A 20,248-nucleotide genomic window follows, 5' to 3' on the forward strand; every position below is an offset into this window, starting at 1 on the left:
GCTGCCGGGCCAGCAAGCTGCTGCTTCGCCGGGGCCCCGTCCTGAACGAAAACCGGCCGCTCTTTTAACCTGCTCTATTTTCTTATGAAAACGATCCTTTACCGGCAGCTCGCGGCCCGGTGGCTGCTTCGTTCGTGGGTGGTGGCGCTGGCTTTGGGGGGAGTGGCGCAGGCCCAAACCAAAAGCCCCAAGCGCGGCCTGGCTTACGACTACAAATCTGCCGCCGACTTGCAGGCGCTGGCCCCCGGCACGAGCTGGTGGTACAACTACACCTCCGTACCCAATGCCAGCGTGGCGGGCATGTACGGGGGCCTGGCCGTCGACTACGTGCCCATTCAGTGGGGCGCCCGCCTGGGCAATGGCCCGGTGACGGCCGACCAGCTCGCCGCCAACATTCCGGCCGGCACGCAGTATTTGCTGGGGTTCAACGAACCTAATTTCCTTTCCCAGAGCAACCTGACGCCGACGCAGGCCGCGGCCATCTGGCCGGTGCTCCAGGAAGTGGCCCGCCGCAAAAAGCTCAAGCTGGTATCGCCCGCCCTGAACTACTGCGGAGGCTGCGTGCAGGAGAACGGCGTAACCTACTATTCCCCCACCCAGTACCTGGACGCCTTTTTTGCGGCCTGCCCCAACTGCCAGGTCGACTACATCGCCCTCCATACCTACGTGTGCGAAGAGCAGTACCTGCGCCAGAAAGTAGCGGAGGTCAAAAAGTACAACAAGCCCATCTGGCTCACGGAGTTTGCCTGCGGCGACGCGCCCACGGCCCAGATTACCCTGGCCGCGCAGAAAAAGTACATGCTGGATGCCGTGAACTACCTGGAAAACGAACCAGACATTTTTCGGTATTCGTGGTTTTCGGGACGTAATAACGAGATTCCCAACATCAACCTGCTGGGCGCCGATGGCCAGCTCACCGCGCTGGGCCAGCAGTACGTGGGCCTGCCGTTCAACGGGCCGGCCAACGACTTGAACCGGCTCACGCCGGTGGCCACCACCGCCTCGTCGAGCGAAAGCGGCACCACGGGGGCCCCCAGCGCGACCGACCGCAACATCAACTCCCGGTGGTCGAGCACCTTTGCCGACCCGCAGTACCTCCAGCTGGATTTTGGCGAGGCAAAGCGGTTTACGCGGGTGAAAATTGCCTGGGAAGCGGCCTACGCCAAGGATTACCAAGTGCAAACTTCGCTCGACGGCACCACCTGGGGGCCCCTGCTGACGGTGCTGGACAGCGACGGCGGGGTAGATGACCTGACGGGCCTCGCCGGCCGCGGCCGCTACCTGCGAGTGTACGGCACCCGGCGCGCCACGGCTTTCGGCTATTCCATTTACGAAATAGATGCGTACGGCACCGCCGATACGGCGCTGGCCACGGCGCCGGCCACCGGCCCGCCGGACCCGGCGGCCGGGCTACGCCTCTACCCCAACCCAGCGGCCACGGAGCTGCACCTGGCCTTGCCCGCCGGGGCCCTGGCTCGGAGCCTGGCAGTGATGGACGCCTTGGGAAGAACGGTGCTCGCGGGCCGGGACCTGGGGCCAGGAGCTGGGGCCACCCTGAACATTGCGGCGCTGCCCGCGGGCCTGTACGTGGTGCGCGTGGCAACGGCCGGCGGGCAGCTCAGCCAACGCTTCCTAAAACCCTAGAAGCTGCTTATGAAGTCGTCAGAGCGTCATGCTCATCTGGCGTCCACTTGCCGAAGCATCTCTACCGCGGCAGTGATTGTGATTAGTAGGACTTACGCAAAAAGTGTAACTTGAAAGGAAAAGCCATGAAAGTGACGGCACAACTGTACGGGCAGTTTTTGGTGAGCAGCCAGGTCAACTACACGGGGACGTATCTGGCCGAGCATCTGGAGGGCCTCTCGCACGACAACGTGCGCTATTTTCTCAAAACCCGGCGTTTCACCCCCCGCCAGCTCTGGCAGCAAGTACGCCCACAGGTGATGCTCAGCGCGCGGGGCTACGTCCTGTTTGACGACACGGTGCTCGACAAGCACCACAGCCGGCGCATCGAACTCGTACGCCGCCAGTACAGCGGCAACGCCCACGGCGTGATTGCCGGCATCGGCCTGGTGACGTGTGTGTACGTCAACCCCGAAACCGACCAGTTCTGGCTCATTGACTACCGCCTTTTCGCCCCCGACACCGACGGCAAGACCAAGCTCGACCATGTGGCCGACATGCTCGGGCAATTGGCCCCGCGCAGTATCCCATACCGCACGGTGCTCATGGATAGCTGGTACGCCACCACGGCCCTGTTCAAGTGGCTGCTGGACGAAGGCAAAACATTTTACTGCCCGCTGAAAAGCAACCGGCTCGTCGATGATTCCGGCGGCCAGCAGCCCTACCAGCCCGTGGCCTGCCTGTGCTGGTCGGCCGCCGAAGTAGAAGCTGGCAAAATCCTGAAAGTGAAGGGCATGCCCAAAGATTTCAAACTGAAACTCTTCCGCGTACTGGTGTCCACCCACCGGACGGACTACCTCCTCACCAACGAGGTTGAGCCCTTGCACACGGCCGCTGCCGAACACGAAAGCAGCGTCCGCTGGACGATTGAGCAGTTTCACCGCGAACTCAAGCAACTCACCGGCGTGCAGGCCTGCCAGTGCCGGCTGGCCCGCAGTCAGCGCAATCATATTGCCCTGGCCGTGCGCGCTTGGACCTGCCTTAAACAAGCCGCCTACCAAACCAAACAAACCGTCTATCAGCTCAAACAAGGCTTTTTGGATGAGTATATGCGACATGAATTACGCCAGCCTTCGCTCGCGTTTGCGTAAGTCCTAATTAGTTCAGTAGTAGAAATGCTTCGGCAAGCGGACGCCAGATGAGCATGACGTTCAATTTTGATTTGAATTTCCAGACTTTCTGAACAGCTTCTATCCAAGCAACCACACCGTTCCATCCTTCTAACTTCAACCTTCTGCCGCCATGCGCCAACCTGCTACCTATTTTCATTCGACCTCGCCGCTGGCTGATTTCCGCGGCGCGGTGCGCCTTTTGGTGTTGTGCCTGGCCCTGGTGGGCTGCCCGGCGCTGGCCATTGCCCAAAGTTTTTTGCACGCCGCGGGGCCCAAAATCGTGAACGCCAGCAACCAGGAAGTACTGCTGAACGGCGTGAACCTGGGCGGCTGGGCCTTGCAGGAAGGCTACATCATCAAGCCCGGCTGGCCGGGCATCAACGGCAAGCAAACCCAGGGCACGGTGAAGCAGACGCTCTATAATGCCGGGATGACGGACGCCGCCGTGGAGGCCTTTTACCAGGGCTACCGCGACAACTTCATCACCAAGCCCGACATCGACTACCTGGCCGCCCGGGGCTTCAACTGCGTGCGCTTGCCGCTGCACTATGACCTGTTTCTGACGCCGGCCCAGCGGGCGGTGCGCAACAGCGTGCTGCGCGGCACTACGACGTATGCTTCCTACGTCAGCACCCTGACCGACTGGTACAACGGCAACCAGCTGTTCGCGGACCCGGCCAATATGGAAGCCTTTCGGATGATTGACAACACGCTGGCCTGGTGCGCGGCCAACAACATGTACGTCATCCTCGATTTGCACGCCGCGCCCGGCTCACAGGGCACCGACGTGAACATTGCCGATGCCCTCCAGCCCCTGGATTTGTGGAACCGGGCCGTGTACCGCGACATCACCGTGCGGCTGTGGGAGGCCGTGGCGGCGCGCTACAAAAACGACGCCCGCGTGGCCATGTACGACCTGATCAACGAGCCCAACAACGTGCCCAGCAACCCGCCGATTCACGACCTGTTCCAGCGCCTCATCACCGCCGTGCGGGCCCAGGGCGACAACCACCTGCTGCTCATCGAGGGCAACGGCTTCGGCAACGACTTCAACTACATGGAGCCCTTCACCTTCGCTAACGCGCCCAACCTGGTGTACAACTCGCACCGCTACAGCAACACGGGTTACCTGATGGATAACGGCGTGAACTCGACTGGCGGGGGCCCCAACAGCCTGCGCTTCATCGGCAACCTCCAGAACTTCCGCACCCAGTACAGCGTGCCCATCTGGGTGGGCGAAACCGGTGAGAACAGCCCTGGATGGATGCACGATGCGGCCACCAGCCTCAACTCGGTAGGCATTGGCTGGTGCAACTGGACGTACAAGCGCTTCGACGCGAACCCCAACGCGGCCTTGCTGCGCATCACCCCGCCCTTCATCGTGGACGGTCCCGGCGGCCTGCCGCAGGTGCTGGAAAACATCAAGTTTGCCAACTGCGTGCCCAACCCCGACGTAGTGAGCGCCATTGCGCCCAACCAGAACGGCTTGGTGAACTACCCCGGCGGTGGCAGCTACAACGGCGGGCCGGCCGTGCCCGTGGGCCGCACCGTGTGGCTGCGCGGCGCCAACGGCAAGTACGTATCCGGCGAAGACGGTACCCGGACCATGACCTGCAACCGGGCGGACTATGGCGCCTGGGAAGCGTTTTTGGTGGTGGCCAGCGGCTCCCGGGTGGCCCTGCAGAGCCAAGGCAAGTACGTGTCGTCGGAAAACGGCATGGCCCCCATGACCTGCGGCCGGTCGTACGCTTCGGCCAATGAGACGTTTGACTGGCTGGGCAACGCGGACGGCACCGTTTCGCTGCGCGGCACCAACGGCAAATACGTGTCGAGCGGGGACGGCACCCAGCCCATGACCTGCACCAGCGCCACCGTTGCGGGCACGGAAACCTTCAATTTTGGCCTGATACCGGCCGGCACAGTGCTAGCCGGCCGGGCGGCCGGCGCGGCTACCACCGGCTTCTACCCGAACCCGGTGGCCGGCCGCCTCACCTACCAGCTGCCCGCCGGCGGCAGAGCCCACCGCCTGACCGTGGTGGACACCGCGGGCCGCCAGGTATTCAGCCGCACCTTCGACAACACGGGGCCCCAAAACACCGTCGACTTATCGGGGCTGAAGAGCGGGTTTTACGTGGTCCGCCTGTCCGGCCCCGCCTTTGACACAAGCTTTAAAATCACCAAACAATAGCCCTCCTTCCCATCAGCCTGCCAATGCCCCCATTGATGCCTCAAAAACTTCTTCCCCTGCTGCTGCTGCTGGCGTGCAGCGCGGGCCCCGCAGCGGCTCAGTCAGCTCCGAACGCTGGGGCCCCGGCCGCGCCGTACTCGGCCGCGGGCCGCAGTACCCGGGCCTTCACCACGGCCCAGGGCACCGATTTGCGCCTGACGGCCGCCCCGGCCCCGCTGGCGTTCCAGCCCGCCGGGCAGCCGCTCGAAACCCAGGTGTGCGTGTTCGTCGACCCCAACCACCGCTTCCAAACCCTACTGGGCATTGGCGGGGCCCTGACGGACGCCTCAGCCGAAACCTTCTTCAAGCTGCCCAAGCCCCAGCAGCAGGAATTTCTGAAGGCCTACTACAGCCCCACCGACGGCATCGGCTACACGCTGGCGCGCACCCACATCGGCAGCTGCGACTTTTCGAGCGGCAGCTACACCTACGTGGCCGACAACGACGAAGCGCTGAAAACCTTCAGCGTGCAGCACGACGAGCAGTTCCGCATCCCGTTCATCAAGCAGGCCCAGGCCGCAGCGGGCGGCAAGCTGACGATGTTCGTGAGCCCCTGGACGCCGCCGGCCTTCATGAAAACCAACCACGACCTGCTGCACGGCGGTAAGCTGCTGCCCCAGTTCCGCCAGGCCTGGGCCAACTACTACGTCAAGTTCATCAAAGAATACGAGCGCCAGGGAATTCCAATCTGGGGCCTGTCGGTGCAGAACGAGGAAATGGCCACCCAAAAGTGGGAATCGTGCCTGTACACGGCCGAGGAGGAGCGCGACTTCATCAAGAATTTCCTGGGGCCCACGCTAGCCAAGGGCGGCCTGGGCGCTAAGAAGCTCATTGCCTGGGACCACAACCGCGACTTGCTGTTTCAGCGCGCCAGCACCGTGCTGGACGACCCCGCCGCCGCCAAGTACGTGTGGGGCATCGGCTACCACTGGTACGAAACCTGGACTACCAGCGGCATGCTCTTCGACAACGAGCGGCGCGTTCACGAGGCTTTTCCCAACACCAACCTATTGTTCACCGAGGGCTGCGTGGAGAACTTCAAGTTCGATCACGTGAACGACTGGGCCCTGGGCGAGCGCTATGGCCACTCGATGGTAAACGACTTCAACGCCGGCACCGTAGGCTGGACGGACTGGAACGTGCTGCTCGACGAAACCGGGGGCCCCAACCACGTGGGCAACTTCTGCTTCGCGCCCATCATCGCCGACACCCGCACTGGCCAGCTCCTCTACACCAACGCTTATTACTACATCGGCCACTTCTCGAAGTTCGTGCGCCCCGGGGCCCAGCGCGTGGCCGCCACCGCCAACCGCGACTGGCTGCAAACCACGGCCTTCCGCAACCCCGACGGCAAGCTGGCCGTGGTGGTGCTGAACACCGGCGACAAAAAGCAGGACTTCCAGCTCTGGCTCAACGGCCAGGCGGCCCCCACCACCAGCCTGCCCCACTCCATCATGACGTTCGTGGTGGACTGAGGGGCCCCTACCAAGTTGTTTGAGTCAGCTAAAAAGTATTCCCGAAGGTCACGCTCATCTATTGTCCGCGCAGTCGAAGCATCTCTCCCGCAGCAGTAATCAATAATTTAGTCAGCGGGAAAGATGCTTCGACTGCGTGGACAATAGATGAGCATAACGTTCTTTTTAATGCAAAACTTCACCACTCACTTATGAACAAACGCATCATGGGGGCCGGCCTGGCGCTGGCCTTTGCTACCCTCGCCGCAGGGCCCCGGGTTGTGCCCGGGGCCGGAAAGCCTGGGGCCGTGAAGGTCGAAATCCGCCTAGCCGGGGACCGCTACGAACTGCTGCGCGCGGGCAAGCCCTACTTCGTGCGGGGGGCTGGGGGCGGGCAGTTTCCGGAGCGCATCGCGGCGTACGGAGGCAACTCCATCCGCACCTGGGGCACGGGCGACGCGCCTCAGGTTTTGCGCGCCGCCCAGGCCAACGGCCTGACCGTGATGCTGGGGCTGGACGTGGCCCGCGAGCGGCACGGCTTCAACTATGCCGACCCGCGGGCCGTGGCGGCGCAGCTTCAGAAAATAAAGGCCGAAGTGCTCAAGTACAAAGACAACCCCGCGGTGCTGCTTTGGGGCATCGGCAACGAGTTGAACCTGGAGTACACCAACCCCCAGGTGTGGGACGCGGTGAACGACATCGCCAAAATGATCCACGAAGTGGACCCCAACCACCCGACTTCAACCGTTTTGGCCGGGGCGGCCCCGCGCGAAGTAGCGTTCGTTAAGGCCCGGTGCCCGGCCGTGGACGTGCTAGCCATCAACACCTACGCCGGCCTGGCCACCCTGCCCGAGCAAGTGCGCACCGCCGGCTGGACGGGGCCCTACTTGGTAACCGAATGGGGGCCCACCGGCCACTGGGAATCCCAGCAGCTGCCTTGGAAAGCGGCCGTTGAGGAAACCAGCAGCCAGAAAGCGGCCGTGTACCAGCACCGCTACGAAGCCTCGGTGCTGCAAGACCGGGCCCACTGCCTGGGTGCGTACGTGTTCTTGTGGGGCCAGAAACAAGAGCGCACGCCCACCTGGTACGGCCTCTTCACCGAGGACGGGCAGGAATCGGAGGTGGTGGACGTGATGCAGTACCTGTGGAGCGGGCACTGGCCCCGCAACCGCGCCCCGCACATCGCCAGCCTGCGCCTGAACGGCCACGCCGCCGCCGATACCGTGTACCTGCGCGCGGGCCAGCGCTACCCGGCCGCAGCCGACGTGGCCGACCCTGACCACGACGCCCTGACCTACCGCTGGGAGCTGCTGCCCGAAGCCACCGACCTCAAAAACGGCGGCGATCGCGAAAGCCGCCCCGCGCCCCTGCCGGGCTTGCTCACCACCCCGGCCCCGGGCCAGGCGCAGGTGCAGGCCCCCGCGCAGGCCGGCGCCTACCGCCTGTTCGTCTACGCCACCGACGGCCACGGCAACGTGGCAACCGGCAACGTTCCCTTCTACATCAAAGCCCAGTAAGACACTTCACCAGGCCGTGCCAGCCGGTTGGCGCGGGCTGGCGCTGCCTCTCCAGTGAAAAACTCTTGCTTTAAAAACCTAGGGTTACTTCCCAATTTATTGGAATAGTTATTCGCTTGTTATCAAAAGTTTATAGTCAGGATGTCCGGCTCATCTGGCGTCCGCTTGCCGAAACCTTTCTACTACTTTGCCTGCATCATTCAACAGAGCAGGAGATCTATGATGAGCGGTTCCGCCCCTCAGCCGCGCTGGGGGCCCCAGCAGCCAACCTGACCGCGTTCACGCGCTACGCCGGTACCGAGGAAAGCCCAAGCGCTGCGCACCGCCATGCACTTGCGGTGGCGGCACTTCAATCGGAATGAGTGCTTTCCCTTTCCCACCGCTGACGGACGCGCCTACCGCTTCACGGCCAGGGACGAACTCCAACTGGCCTAGAGCCGCGGCCGCATTGTGAGCGGCACGCCCGCGCAGAGGAAGGCTGGGTTCAAGCGCTTGGCCAACGTGGCATCGACAAAATCCCCGCCGTCACCATCACGGCTGACTTCTGGGACCAGCGGCACCCGTATGAGTTGCTGGCGGAGGCGTTTGCGCTGCCGGCCGCGCGGCGGCTGGTGGGGGCTGGAATGTCTCCCAGCCCAGCTTGAGGATGAACGTGCTGACGATACCTAAAAACAGCACCCGCACGAAGCCTGTGCCGCGCCGCAGCGCCACCTGAATGCCCAGCGTGGCGCCCAGCACGTTGCACACGGCCATCGGCAGCGCCACTTGGTAGATGACCTGCTTCGTGTACACGAAGTAGGCCAGCCCGGCCACGTTGGTGGCCATGTTCACGAATTTGGCCGAGGCCGAGGCCGTCAGGAAATCGTAGCCAAACAGCCCCACGAAAGCAAACAGCAGCAAACTGCCCGTGCCGGGCCCAAAAAACCCGTCGTAAAACCCAATGGCGGCGCCCAGCACCACGCCCACCAGTACCTCGCGGCGGCCGTGCAGCCGCGGCGCGTGCGTGCTCCCGAAGTCCTTGCGCCACAGCGTGTATCCGGCCATTAGCACCAGCAAGGCCAATACGAGCGGCCGCACGGCTTCTTTGTGCAGCCCGCTCACCGTCCGGGCTCCCAGCAGCGCGAAGCCGCCCGCCACCAACGCCGTGAGAGCCACCGTGCGCCAGCGCAGCGGCACCGCCGTAGGGCCCGTGAGGTAGCGCCGCAGGGCCGCCACGGTGCCCGCCAGGCTGGCCACTTTACCAGTTCCCAGCAGCGTGGCCACCGGCGCGCCGGGCAGCAGCAGCAGCAGCGCCGGCAGCTGGATGAGGCCCCCACCGCCCACGATGGCATCAATAAAGCCGGCCACAAACGTAAAAAAGCACAGCAGGGCGATGGTCGCCACCGAAATTGTCTCCACGAATACTACGCTTAGCCACTTGCGCCAGGTACTCGGCTAGCCACCTGAATAAGCGAAAAGATACTTTAGGCGGTCATGCTCGTCTAGCGTCCACTTGTCGAAGCAGGACCGTTTTCATTGTCGCAAATAACTCTCAGTCAACTGCCCGAATTAGAAGGGCGGCTCCTCGTACTTGTTCAGGTTACCCTTCGGGAATGGTACCGGCGACTCGTTAATCTTTGAGCCCAGCCGGATGGTGTTGGGCGCAAAATTGTTGCCGTTGCCCCCGCTCGGCTCGTCATCGAAGTTGCTTGCGGGCAGGCCCTGGGGCTGATAGCCGCCCGCGTCGCCGAAGCCCCCCCCGAACCCACCGGCCTCACTGTCAAGATCAGCAAATTTGGTGAAGCGGCCGATGAACTTGAGCTGCACGGTTTCGAGCGAGCCGTTGCGGTGCTTGGCGATGATGACCTCGCCCATGCCCTGCGTGGGGTTGCCCTCGGCATCCTGGTCGAGGCCGTAGTATTCGGGGCGGTACAGGAAAATTACCATGTCGGCGTCCTGCTCAATCGAGCCCGACTCGCGCAAATCGCTCAGCTGCGGTTTCTTGTCGCCGCCCCGCGTTTCCACCGAGCGCGAGAGCTGCGACAGCGCCAGCACGGGCACGTTCAGCTCCTTGGCAATACCCTTGAGGGCCCTGGAGATACTGGCAATTTCCTGCTCGCGATTGCCGCCGCGGCCGTCGGTGTTGCCGCTCATCAGCTGCAAGTAGTCCACGATGATGAGCTGCACGTCCTTCTGCGAGCGCAGGCGGCGGCACTTGGTGCGCAGCTCGCGGATGCTCAGGGCCGGCGTATCGTCGATGTAAATCGGGGCCGCCGAGAGGTCGGTAATCTTGTGGTTGAGCTGCTGCCACTCGTGGTCGGCCAGCGTGCCCTTCTTAATCTTGTCCGAATCCAACTCCGCCTCGGCCGAAATCAGACGGTTAACAAGCTGAAGCGACGACATTTCCAGCGAGAAAATGGCCACTGGCCGCTTGAATTCCACCGCCGCGTTGCGCATGGCCGACACCACGAACGCCGTTTTGCCCATGCCGGGGCGGGCCGCAATAATCACCAGGTCAGAGGGTTGCCAGCCGCTGGTTACGCGGTCGAGGGCGGTGAAGCCGGAGGGCACGCCGGTGAGGCCATCCTTCTGGTTTTTCTTCTCTTCCAGCTCCTTGATGGCCTTGCCCATCAGGCTGCGCATATCGTCGAAGTTCTTGCGAATGTTCGATTCCGACACTTCGAACAGAGCCTGCTCGGTTTGGTCGAGTAAGGCAAATACGTCGGTCGTGTCCTCGAAAGCGTCGCGCTGGATTTCGCTGGCAATGCGGATCAGCTCGCGCTTGATGGCCGCCTCCGTGATGATGCGGGCGTGGAACTCGACGTTGGCCGCCGAGTTCACCTTCATCGTCAGGCCGGCCACGTAAAACGCACCGCCGCAGGCTTCCAGCTCGCCCAGCTCACGCAGCTCGTGCACCACGGTGAGCTGGTCGATGGGCTCCGACTTATCAAACAGGCTGATGATGGCCTTGAAAATGCGCTGGTGCGAATCCTTGTAGAAGCTTTCGGGGCGCAGAATGTCGATAACCGACGTGAGGGCATCTTTTTCAAGCATCAGGGCCCCCAGCACGGCCACCTCCAGCTCCAGGGCCTGGGGCGGCAGCTTGCCGGCGGCGCTGGCCTGGAACGGCTGTCCGCTGGTGCCGCGCCCCGCCCAAGCGGCTTTAGCACGGGCGGCGGATTGCTTGACGCGGTCGTCCATTTCGTCTGGCATGTGATAATGAAGCAATTGTAAATAAACGCCAGGAAATTGGCAAAAACTACGGCGGGCCCGAATAACAAAGCTAACCCCGGAAGGGGGTAAACCGGCTCATAAAATCGTGACCAGCCAGGGGCCCGGGCCCGGTTTGGCGGTCAGTTTTTGTACTTTCGCGGCCCCGAACGTGGCCACTGGCCTCGCACGCTTATTTTCTTCGCATGACCGATTTGACTTCTTCCGATTCCGCGCCGCAGCGCGTGCACCTCATCGCTGTGGGCGGCAGCATTATGCACAACCTGGCGCTGGCCCTGCATCGCCAGGGGGCCCACGTGACGGGCACCGACGACGAGATTTTTGAGCCCGCCCAGGGCCGCCTGGCCGCTGCCGGCCTGCTGCCCTCGCAGGAAGGCTGGAACCCGGCCCGCATCACCCCCGACCTCGACGCCGTGATTGTGGGGATGCACGCCCGCCCTGACAACCCGGAGCTGCTACGGGCCCAGGAGCTGGGCCTGAAAATCTACTCCTTTCCTGAGTACATCTACGAGGCCAGCCGCGACAAGCAGCGGGTGGTCATCGGCGGCTCGCACGGCAAAACCAGCATCACGGCCTGCATCCTGCACGTGCTGCGCTTTTACGGCCGCAAGTTCGACTACGCCGTGGGGGCCCAGCTGGCAGGCTTCGACCTAATGGTGCAACTGACGGACGACGCGCCGGTCATCATCATCGAGGGCGACGAGTACCTATCGTCACCGGTGGACCGGCGGCCGAAGTTCCACCTCTACCAGCACCACATCGGCGTGATTTCGGGTATCAGCTGGGACCACATCAACGTGTTTCCGACCGAGGAAATCTACCGCGAGCAGTTCCGTATTTTTGCCGGCATGACGCCTAAGTCGGGCGTGCTGATCTACGACCGGGACGATGAGCAGACCCAACTCATCGCCGTGCCCACCAACCCCAGCGTGACCTACATTGGCTACGGGCCCCACGAGAACGTGGTGCGCGACGGCCAGACGTTTTTGCTAACCAGGAAGGACGAGGAGGTGCCGATTCAGGTGTTTGGCGAGCACAACCTGCGCAACATTTCGGCGGCACGCGAGGTGTGCAAGCAGCTGGGCATCAAGGGCAAGGACTTCTACCGGGCGGTGGCCTCGTTCCCCGGCGCGGCGCGGCGGCTGGAGCTGCTGGCCCGCGGGGCCACGTCGGTGGTGTACAAGGATTTTGCCCACGCCCCCAGCAAGCTGCGCGCTACCGCGGGGGCCCTGAAGCAGCAGTTTCCACAGCGGCGGCTGGTGGCCTGCCTGGAGCTGCACACCTTCAGCTCGCTCAACCCCGATTTCCTCCCGCAGTACGCGCATTGCTTCGACGCGCCCGACGTGGCGGTGGTGTACTTCAACCCCCACGTGCTGGCGCACAAGCGCTTGCCCCCGCTGCCGCCTGCGGCCGTGGCCGCCGCCTTCCAGCGCCCCGACCTGCGCGTCATTACCGACAGCCACGAGTTGGCCGAGTTCCTCCACGCTCAACTCTGGGATAATACCAACCTGCTGCTGATGTCGTCAGGCACGTTCGACGGGCTGGATTTGGCCGTGCTGGCGGCCAAGGTAGTGGGGCTGGAGGCGCGGTAGCCATGGCCCCGGAGACACCATCAGTACAAGGCAAAAAATAGCTACCTTTAGCGGGCACCCAACGCCCTGGGGCCCAAGGCACCCGCCGTGGCTGTGGGCCGCGGATTAACCATTTCTTCCCGTCTCTCCCATGCGCTTCGTTCTTTCGTTTTTGCACTTGTCTGCGGCAGTCGCTGGCAGCGCGCTACTACTGGGCTGCTCTGCTAAAAGTGCTGACCCCAAGGCCACGGCCGTGGCCGACCGCGTGCTGACCGCCATGGGCGGCGCCAACGCTTGGAACAGTACCCGCTACCTGGCCTGGGATTTCTTCGGCGGCCAGTATCAGATTTGGGATAAGCAGACTAGCGATTTCCATTGGGAAAAGGATACGCTGGTAGCCAATTACAACCTGAACACCAAGCAGGGCCACGTGTACAGCCGCGGAAAGGACATTTCGGCTTCGCCGGCCGGCCAAAAGGTACTCGAAACGCTCACGCCCACCTGGATCAACAATTCGTACTGGCTGGTGATGCCGTTTAAATTGAAAGATCCGGGCGTGAACCTCACGTACAAGGGCGAGGGCAAAACGATGGACGGGGCCCCGGCCGACGTGCTGGGCATGACCTTTAATAAAGTGGGCGTAACGCCCGAAAACCGCTACGAAGTGCTGGTGAACCGCGCCACCGGCCTCGTGGACGAGTGGGCGTATTTTCCCAAGGCCACCGACGCGCAGCCGGCCTTTCGCCGGCACTGGAACGAGTACTCCCGCCACGGCCAACTACTGCTGGCCGCCGGCCGTAGCGAGGCTGACAAGCCCGCCCGGTTCGACCACGTTGCCGCGGCCCAAACCGTGCCCGACGGCGTGATGACCAGCAAGGTACCCGTCACCAAAATTCTGTAGCGCCGCGGCTGCACACCGCCCCGGCGCATTCGCCAATACGAAAAAGCCCACCTATTCGGCGGGCTTTTTCGTGGGTAGGGGCCCCGGTTTGGGGCCCCGGCGGCGGTCGGTAGTCAGCAGCACGGCCAAGGCCGTGAGGGCGGCGCGGAGCAGCCATTTCTGGGCCGGTTTCATGGCCGTCTTTATTTGGGGAAGAGCGTGTTGCCGGGTTCACGGCGCAGATCGCAACGGCCGCCGCCGGGGTTGCCTTCGCAGAGCGTGCCCACAATCCGGTCGCCCTCAAAGTTGAAGAAGCACGACGAGCAGCCCACGCCGGTGATGATGTAGCGGTTGGCGGCGGGGCTGAGGAACACGGTGTTGTCGCCGCCGCCGAGCAGCGGCAGGGCCATGGCCCGGAACATGCCGTTGCGCAGGCCCATACCTACCAGGTAGTAGGCGGCGGGCTCGTTGGGCTCAGCGGGGGCCTTGCGCACCATCACGCGGTCAATCACGGTGCCGTCGCCGAACTCGTGGATGAAGGCCGTGGCCAGCTCCGACTGCGACACCTTGAAATCTACTTTCTCGCCTGACGTTTGCGCAATCTGCTTGTTAGACACCGTCGGCTTGGTGTTGTACTCGGGCATGGTCAGCTCGTTGGTGCCACGGCGCGAGGTTTCGCAGGCCCCCAGCAGCAGGCCCACTAAAATAGTCAGTAGGCCCAGGCCCACCAAACGGGGAAGAAACGACATAGCGCGAAGTACGGAAGAGGGCCAGAACGCCAGACTAGCGGGGTTTGTAGTATTTCTGGGCCTCGGGCAGCAGGCGTTCGATGTCGGCAATTCGGGTAGCATCGGCGGGGTGGTCAGAAAAAAATTCGGGCGTATTGTTCTGGCTTTGAGCGGCCATGCGCTGCCAGAAAGGTAAGGCCCCGCGCGGGTCATAGCCCGCCATAGCCATAAAAATCAGGCCCAGGTGGTCGGCCTCGCTCTCCTGGGTGCGGCTGAATTTGAGCATGCCCACCTGGCTACCCACGCCTACGGCCTGCATGAACAGATTTTTGGTAGCCGTTGGGTTCTGCGAAAGGGCCGTGCTCAGGGCCGTGCTCAGGCCCTGAGCCACGAGCTGGTCGCTCATGCGCTCGGCGCCGTGGCGAGCCACGGCGTGCGAAATTTCGTGGCCTAGCACCACGGCCAGCCCGTTTTCGTCGCGCGTGAGGGGCAGGATGCCGGTGTACACCACCACTTTGCCGCCGGGCATGCACCAGGCATTTACTTCCTTATTTTCCACCAGGTTGAACTCCCACTGGTAGCCGTCGAGCTGGCCCTGCATGTTGTTTTGGGCCACGTACCGCTCTACAGCATGCTGGATGCGCTGGCCCACGCGCTTCACCATGGCCGCGTTGGCGGCATCGGTGGAGAGCTTGTTTTCGGTGATGAACGTGCGGTACTGCGTGGTGGCCAGCGAGTTCATCTCGCTGCCGCTTACCAGGCTGAGCTGGCGGCGGCCAGTGATGGGCACCGTGGTGCACGAGGCCAGCAGGACGAGGCCGGCGAGAAGGGTGGTTTTGCGGAACATACAGAAAGAATGATTGGGGAAAGGTAGAACGAGGCCCCCAGGCCCTGGCATTTTTTAGGCCAAAGACGTGCCCGGGGCCCCCAGCATACGTAAACCGATCAACCAAGTGTTCGCTGGGAGCCGTAGTTTTGGGCTTTCCCCGGTTTCTTTTTTCGCGCTATGAAAATTATCTGCATCGGCCGCAACTACGCCGACCACATCGCCGAGCTGCACAACGAAACGCCGGCCGCGCCCGTCATCTTCCTCAAGCCCGAAACCGCGCTGGTGCAGCGCGGCCAGCCGTTTTTTTACCCCGATTTCTCCACCGACATCCACTACGAGCTGGAACTGGTGCTGCGCATCAGCAAGAACGGGCGCCACATCGACGCGGCCTTCGCCCACACTTACTTCGACGCCATCGGCCTGGGCCTCGATTTCACGGCCCGCGACTTGCAAAACGACCTAAAAAAGAAGGGCTTGCCCTGGGAGCTAGCCAAGGCCTTCGACGGCTCGGCGCCCATCTCCCCCACTTTCCGGCCGGTGGCCGACTTTGCGGATTTGGCCAACATTAATTTCCACCTCGAAGTGAACGGCGAAACCCGCCAGACCGGCAACTCCCGCCTGATGCTGCACCCGTTCGCCCAGATTATCAGCTTCGTATCGCGCTACATCACCCTCAAGCAGGGCGACTTGCTGTTTACCGGCACGCCCGCCGGCGTGGGCCCCGTGCAGGTGGGCGACCAGCTAGTGGGCTTCCTCGAAGGCGAAAAGCTACTGGAAGTGGCGGTAAAATAAGGATGTAGCGCGGGCTTTGTGGTTCGCGTCGCTGCACGATTGCCAGCAGGACGAAGCGAGAGCTGCGGACTACAAAGTCCACGCTACAGTGCGCCGGCTGGATATTCAAGAAAAATAAGCGTTATAAACAAGTTGGTTTTGAGGGTATTGCAAATTAAGAAAATAGCTTTCCGACGGTGGCGAGCCTGGGGCTTGGTAGTGGCAGGGGCCTTGGCTTTAGGCCTGCGGCCCGGGCCTGCCGGCGGTCAGGAAGCCGACACAGCGGAGGAGCGCAAAGCCGCCCGGCCGCTACCGGCGGGGGCCCGGCCGGCGGTGGCCCCGGGCTACTTTTTGTTCCCCATTGCGCCGGGCACGCCGAGCTTTCTGGCCGGCAGCATGGGCGAGCTGCGACCCAACCACTTCCACGGCGGCATCGACATCAAGACCGCGGGCGGAGTGAACCGGCCCGTGTACGCGGCGGCCGACGGCTACGTGTCGCGGCTTAAGCAGTCGTCGTTCGGCTACGGCAACGTGCTCTACATCACCCACCCCAACGGGCTGACGACGGTGTACGGCCACCTCAACGAGTTCCGGGGCCCCGTGGCCGCCGAGCTGCTGCGCCGCCAGTACGAGAAGCAGGCCTACGAGGTGGAGCTATTCTTTGCGAAGGACCAGTACCCCGTGCGGCGCGGCGAAGTGGTGGCCCTCTCGGGCAATACCGGCGGCTCGGCGGGGCCCCACCTGCACTGGGAAGTGCGCGACGCCCAGGACCACCAGTATAATCCCTTGCAGTGGGGCGGTTTTGCCGAGCTGCAAGACCACGTGGCCCCCACCCTCCAGGCGTTCGCCGTGGAGCCGCTGAGCATTGAGGCGCGCGTGGCCAACCGCTACGACAAGAAGGTATTTGTGCCCCGCGTGCAGCCCGGCCCGGGCGTGGCTACCACCTGGCCCGACACCATCAACTGCTTCGGTACCATTGGGTTGCTGGTTCAGGGCTTTGACCGCTTCGACGGCGCATGGAACCGCAATGGCATCCAGCGGGTGGCGGTGCAGGTGAATGGCCAGCCCTATTACGAGCACAACATCGACGCCGTGCCCTTCCCGACGGGCACCCGGCAGGTGGCCAACTTCGTCGATTTTCAGTACCAGCACACCCAAGGCCGCCTGCTGCAAAAGCTATGGGTGGACGAGGGCAACGACCTGGCCCTGTACAATGCCCCGGGGCCCCAGCGCGGCCGCCTGAATGTGGAAGCCGGCAAACTGTACCGCGTGGATGTGGTGCTGGCCGACTCCTACAACAACCAGACGCCCTTGCACTTCGTGCTGCGCGGCCAGGTCCCGACCTACTTCAAAACCCGCGCCGCGGCGGTGAAGCGCCCGGCCCTGCGCTACGAAATCGACCGCAACTTGCTGAAGGCCGTGGCTGCCGACCCCGACACGGCCGCCACGGGCGGTAACCTCGTGCTTTACAAAGGCAACCGCCAGCTCGAAGTGAAGCCCAGCTACACCGTGGCCAGCGAAAACGTGTACCTCTACGATCTGCGCGCCGGCCTACCCGACTCGCTGCAATTCGGCGGCGTGACGAAGGTGTTTGATCGCCAGGCAATGATTCCCGCGGGCAAGGAAATAAGCTACTCAACGGCCCACATCAACCTGCTGTTTGGGCCCCAGACGCTGTTTACGAACCTGTACCTCGGCACCAGCTTCCGGCCCGAGGCCACCGGCAGCGGCTTCTGGACGGTGGGCAACCCCATCGCGCCGCTTTACTACCCGCTGCGCCTCACCCTGAAACCCGCCGCGCCACCTGCTGATTTGCGCCGCTCGGCCATCTACACAGCCACGCTGAAGGGCGGCCGCGCCTACCTGGGCGGGCAGTGGGACGACCAAGGCCAGATTTCGGCCGTGGTGAAGCAGTTCGCCTCCTACCGCATCCTCACCGACGAGAAAGCCCCCACCGGCAGCCTGGTGGGGCGGCCAGGCGGCCAAGTGCTATTCCGCGTCGGCGACGACCTTTCGGGCCTGGCCAGCTACAAGCTGCTGGTAGGCGGGCAGTTCCGGCTACTGCGCTACGAATACAAGAACGCGACGCTTTTCAGCGTATCCACCGACGCCCTGGGGCCCCGGCTGCGCGGCCCCGCCGAGCTGCACCTCACCGACCAGGCCGGCAACGAGCGGGTGATTCCGCTGAACTTGTAACACTAGAGTACGTTGGGAAATTTAAAAGAACGTCATGCTTCGCTGCGCTTTGCATGACGTTCTAAAAGCATTTCTATATTCTCCCATTCAACCATTCTTCCCATGTCCCTCGCCGCTGGCCAACCCGCTCCCGATTTCTCCGCCCTCGACCAAGACGGCAACCCCGTTTCGCTCGCTGCCCTGCGCGGCCAGCGCGTGGCTTTATACTTCTACCCCAAGGATGATACGCCCGGCTGCACCGCCCAGGCCTGCAACCTGCGCGACCACCAGGAGGAACTGAATACGCACAATATCAAGGTTATCGGGGTGAGCATCGACGGCGAATCGGCCCACAAAAAGTTCGCTATGAAGTACGACCTGCCCTTCCCGCTGCTGGTGGATACCGACAAGAAAATTGTGGAAGCCTACGGCGTATGGCAGGAAAAAAAGAACTACGGCAAGACTTACATGGGCACCGTCCGCACCACGTTTCTGATTGACGCCGAAGGCGTTATTGAGAAGGTCATTAAGAAGGTGGACACCCAGGACCACGCCGCGCAGCTACTGGCATAAGGCGCTGTAGCGCGGACTTTGTAGTCCACGCTACATTCGCGCGGCCCGTAGGTTTGCACTTTCCCAGCGGTTGGCCCCGATGTTGTTCAAGAACCTATTTCTTCTTATTCGCAGAATCAGCGGTTTAGGGGCCCTGGGGCTGGGAATGTCGCTATTGGCTAGCCCGGGGGCCCCGGCCCAGAACGCTCCGCCTGAGAAGCCCAGAACCACCCGCATCCTCTTCCTGCTCGACGCCTCGGGCTCGATGCTGGCGCCCTGGGAAGGGCAGTCGCGCTGGGACGTGGCCAAGCGCATGCTGGGCAAAATGGTCGATTCGCTCAACGCCTACCCCAACCTGGAGCTGGGCCTGCGCGTGTACGGCCATCAGTTTCCAAACAGCGCCAAGAACTGCGAGGATTCGCGCCTCGAAGTGCCGTTTGCGCCGCGCAACGCCGCGGCCATCAAGGCCAGGCTCACCACGCTCAAGGCCCAGGGCAACACACCTATTACGTATGCGCTACGGCAATCGGCGGGCGATTTTCCGGCCGATAAAACGGCGCGCAACGTGCTGCTGCTCATCACCGACGGGCTGGAATCGTGCAACGCCGACCCCTGCGCCGCTTCGCTCGATTTGCAGCGCAAGCGCGTGTTTCTGAAGCCGTTTGTAATTGGCATCGGGGCCGAGAAGGAGTTTGGCAAGCAGCTCGAATGCCTGGGCCAGTACTACAACGCGGCCGAGGTGAAAACCTTCCGCACGGTAATGAACGACGTCATTGCCCAAACGCTGGCCAAAACTACCGTGGCTGTGAACCTGACCGACGCCGACGGCCGGCCGGTAGAAAGCAACGTCAACCTCACATTCATCAACAACGTGACCGGCCAGCCCGAGTACAATTACGTCCACTACCGCGACGCCCAGGGCCGGGCCGACGTGCTGGCCATCGACGCTTTGCAGAGCTACGACCTGGTGATTAACACGGTGCCGGCCGTGCGCCAGGCCAACGTGCCCATCAAGGCCGGCAAGGCCAACGTGCTGACCTTCAAAACGCCCCAGGGCACGCTGTTTCTGCAACCGCCGCCGCTCACGCCCAACCCCTACGGCGTGGTGGCGGCCGTGGTGCGGGCCGCCGGGGCCCCCGGCACGGTAGCGTCCCTACCCTTCGGCACCCGCCAAAAGCTGCTGGCCGGCAACTACGAGGTAGAAGTGCTGACGCTGCCGCGCATCACGCGCCGCGTCAGCATCCGCCAGGGCCAGGAGGTGGCCGTGACGTACCCGGCGCCCGGCACGCTCAACATCACCGCCGATTTGAAGGGCTACGGCAGCATTTACCAGCTCAACAACGACGAGTCGCAAACCTGGATTTATAGCCTGCCCGACGGCGGCAGCACCCGGCTCAACCTGCCCATGCAGCCGGGGGCCTACCGCCTCGTGTTCCGTACCAAAACTGCCCTCGGCAGCAAGTTCACCGACGTGCGCAATTTCACCATCCGCTCGGGCCAAACGACTTCGGTGGGCCTTTTTGGCAAATAACTTACTAC

Annotated in this window: 16 protein-coding genes; 11 read left to right on the forward strand and 5 right to left on the reverse strand. The window is 63.1% G+C overall.

What is annotated here, in order from left to right:
* The first annotated feature begins 84 nt into the window (after nt 1–84).
* From DDQ68_RS07640 to DDQ68_RS07660, 5 genes are all read left to right on the forward strand, one after another.
* The gene (locus tag DDQ68_RS07640; protein ID WP_162549926.1) at nt 85–1,644 is read left to right on the forward strand and encodes a glycosyl hydrolase; all 1,560 of its coding nucleotides are present in this window, start codon (nt 85–87) and stop codon (nt 1,642–1,644) included.
* A gap of 125 nt (nt 1,645–1,769) precedes the next feature.
* Nucleotides 1,770–2,774 (forward strand): IS701 family transposase, encoded by a 1,005-nt coding sequence (locus tag DDQ68_RS07645; RefSeq protein ID WP_109654472.1) that lies wholly within the window; start codon nt 1,770–1,772, stop codon nt 2,772–2,774.
* A gap of 151 nt (nt 2,775–2,925) precedes the next feature.
* A complete protein-coding gene (locus tag DDQ68_RS07650; RefSeq protein ID WP_109655769.1) occupies nt 2,926–4,983 on the forward strand; it encodes a cellulase family glycosylhydrolase in 2,058 nt (685 codons plus the stop codon).
* A gap of 35 nt (nt 4,984–5,018) precedes the next feature.
* Entirely contained in the window at nt 5,019–6,497 is a 1,479-nt protein-coding gene (locus DDQ68_RS07655) for a glycoside hydrolase family 30 protein (RefSeq protein ID WP_109655770.1), read from the forward strand.
* 191 nt (nt 6,498–6,688) lie between these two features.
* Nucleotides 6,689–7,993: a glycoside hydrolase family 2 TIM barrel-domain containing protein gene (locus tag DDQ68_RS07660; RefSeq protein ID WP_109655771.1), complete on the forward strand. Its 1,305-nt coding sequence runs from the start codon at nt 6,689–6,691 to the stop codon at nt 7,991–7,993.
* 531 nt (nt 7,994–8,524) lie between these two features.
* On the opposite strand, the gene DDQ68_RS07665 is transcribed toward DDQ68_RS07660, so the two are convergent.
* The gene (locus DDQ68_RS07665; protein WP_245897369.1) at nt 8,525–9,391 is read right to left on the reverse strand and encodes a sulfite exporter TauE/SafE family protein; all 867 of its coding nucleotides are present in this window, start codon (nt 9,389–9,391) and stop codon (nt 8,525–8,527) included.
* A gap of 150 nt (nt 9,392–9,541) precedes the next feature.
* Nucleotides 9,542–11,185 carry a replicative DNA helicase gene (gene dnaB, locus DDQ68_RS07670; protein ID WP_211320242.1) on the reverse strand — a complete coding sequence of 548 codons (1,644 nt, stop codon included), beginning with the start codon at nt 11,183–11,185 and terminating at the stop codon, nt 9,542–9,544.
* 203 nt (nt 11,186–11,388) lie between these two features.
* On the opposite strand from dnaB, the gene DDQ68_RS07675 reads away from it, so the two are divergent.
* Nucleotides 11,389–12,795 carry a UDP-N-acetylmuramate--L-alanine ligase gene (locus DDQ68_RS07675; protein ID WP_109655773.1) on the forward strand — a complete coding sequence of 469 codons (1,407 nt, stop codon included), beginning with the start codon at nt 11,389–11,391 and terminating at the stop codon, nt 12,793–12,795.
* A 130-nt stretch (nt 12,796–12,925) separates the two neighbouring features.
* Nucleotides 12,926–13,675 carry a hypothetical protein gene (locus DDQ68_RS07680; RefSeq protein ID WP_109655774.1) on the forward strand — a complete coding sequence of 250 codons (750 nt, stop codon included), beginning with the start codon at nt 12,926–12,928 and terminating at the stop codon, nt 13,673–13,675.
* 51 nt (nt 13,676–13,726) lie between these two features.
* Here DDQ68_RS07680 and DDQ68_RS24245 read toward each other — a convergent pair whose 3' ends face one another.
* Genes DDQ68_RS24245 through DDQ68_RS07690 form a run of 3 tightly spaced genes read right to left on the reverse strand, consistent with a single transcriptional unit; the run spans nt 13,727 to nt 15,229 of the window.
* On the reverse strand, nt 13,727–13,849 hold the full coding sequence (locus DDQ68_RS24245; RefSeq protein WP_281271095.1) for a hypothetical protein: 123 nt from the start codon (nt 13,847–13,849) through the stop codon (nt 13,727–13,729).
* Between the two features lie 8 nt (nt 13,850–13,857).
* Nucleotides 13,858–14,403, reverse strand: a complete 546-nt coding sequence (locus DDQ68_RS07685; protein WP_162549927.1) for a hypothetical protein — start codon at nt 14,401–14,403, stop codon at nt 13,858–13,860.
* Nucleotides 14,404–14,437: 34 nt separating this feature from the next.
* Nucleotides 14,438–15,229, reverse strand: a complete 792-nt coding sequence (locus DDQ68_RS07690; protein WP_109655776.1) for a M48 family metallopeptidase — start codon at nt 15,227–15,229, stop codon at nt 14,438–14,440.
* Between the two features lie 159 nt (nt 15,230–15,388).
* On the opposite strand from DDQ68_RS07690, the gene DDQ68_RS07695 reads away from it, so the two are divergent.
* The 4 genes from DDQ68_RS07695 to DDQ68_RS07710 all read left to right on the forward strand — a co-directional run bounded on the left by DDQ68_RS07695 (nt 15,389) and on the right by DDQ68_RS07710 (nt 20,240).
* Nucleotides 15,389–16,003, forward strand: coding sequence for a fumarylacetoacetate hydrolase family protein (locus DDQ68_RS07695; RefSeq protein ID WP_109655777.1), 615 nt, complete (start codon nt 15,389–15,391; stop codon nt 16,001–16,003).
* 198 nt (nt 16,004–16,201) lie between these two features.
* Entirely contained in the window at nt 16,202–18,178 is a 1,977-nt protein-coding gene (locus DDQ68_RS07700) for a M23 family metallopeptidase (RefSeq protein WP_162549928.1), read from the forward strand.
* A gap of 102 nt (nt 18,179–18,280) precedes the next feature.
* Nucleotides 18,281–18,730, forward strand: coding sequence for a thioredoxin-dependent thiol peroxidase (bcp, locus tag DDQ68_RS07705; protein ID WP_109655779.1), 450 nt, complete (start codon nt 18,281–18,283; stop codon nt 18,728–18,730).
* A gap of 145 nt (nt 18,731–18,875) precedes the next feature.
* Nucleotides 18,876–20,240: a vWA domain-containing protein gene (locus DDQ68_RS07710; protein WP_109655780.1), complete on the forward strand. Its 1,365-nt coding sequence runs from the start codon at nt 18,876–18,878 to the stop codon at nt 20,238–20,240.
* The last annotated feature ends 8 nt before the right edge of the window (nt 20,241–20,248 follow it).

The sequence above is a fragment of the Hymenobacter nivis genome, from assembly GCF_003149515.1.
In the GTDB taxonomy this organism is placed as follows: Bacteria; Bacteroidota; Bacteroidia; order Cytophagales; family Hymenobacteraceae; genus Hymenobacter; species Hymenobacter nivis.

Coding starts and splice junctions, on each gene's coding strand:
- DDQ68_RS07645 (WP_109654472.1), top strand. CDS start 1,770: ATGAAAGTGACGGCACAACTGTACGGGCAGTTTTTGGTGAGCAGCCAG.
- DDQ68_RS07655 (WP_109655770.1), top strand. CDS start 5,019: ATGCCTCAAAAACTTCTTCCCCTGCTGCTGCTGCTGGCGTGCAGCGCG.
- DDQ68_RS07650 (WP_109655769.1), top strand. CDS start 2,926: ATGCGCCAACCTGCTACCTATTTTCATTCGACCTCGCCGCTGGCTGAT.
- bcp (WP_109655779.1), top strand. CDS start 18,281: ATGTCCCTCGCCGCTGGCCAACCCGCTCCCGATTTCTCCGCCCTCGAC.
- DDQ68_RS24245 (WP_281271095.1), bottom strand. CDS start 13,849: ATGAAACCGGCCCAGAAATGGCTGCTCCGCGCCGCCCTCACGGCCTTG.
- DDQ68_RS07710 (WP_109655780.1), top strand. CDS start 18,876: ATGTCGCTATTGGCTAGCCCGGGGGCCCCGGCCCAGAACGCTCCGCCT.
- dnaB (WP_211320242.1), bottom strand. CDS start 11,185: ATGCCAGACGAAATGGACGACCGCGTCAAGCAATCCGCCGCCCGTGCT.
- DDQ68_RS07680 (WP_109655774.1), top strand. CDS start 12,926: ATGCGCTTCGTTCTTTCGTTTTTGCACTTGTCTGCGGCAGTCGCTGGC.
- DDQ68_RS07690 (WP_109655776.1), bottom strand. CDS start 15,229: ATGTTCCGCAAAACCACCCTTCTCGCCGGCCTCGTCCTGCTGGCCTCG.
- DDQ68_RS07695 (WP_109655777.1), top strand. CDS start 15,389: ATGAAAATTATCTGCATCGGCCGCAACTACGCCGACCACATCGCCGAG.
- DDQ68_RS07685 (WP_162549927.1), bottom strand. CDS start 14,403: ATGTCGTTTCTTCCCCGTTTGGTGGGCCTGGGCCTACTGACTATTTTA.
- DDQ68_RS07660 (WP_109655771.1), top strand. CDS start 6,689: ATGAACAAACGCATCATGGGGGCCGGCCTGGCGCTGGCCTTTGCTACC.
- DDQ68_RS07675 (WP_109655773.1), top strand. CDS start 11,389: ATGACCGATTTGACTTCTTCCGATTCCGCGCCGCAGCGCGTGCACCTC.
- DDQ68_RS07640 (WP_162549926.1), top strand. CDS start 85: ATGAAAACGATCCTTTACCGGCAGCTCGCGGCCCGGTGGCTGCTTCGT.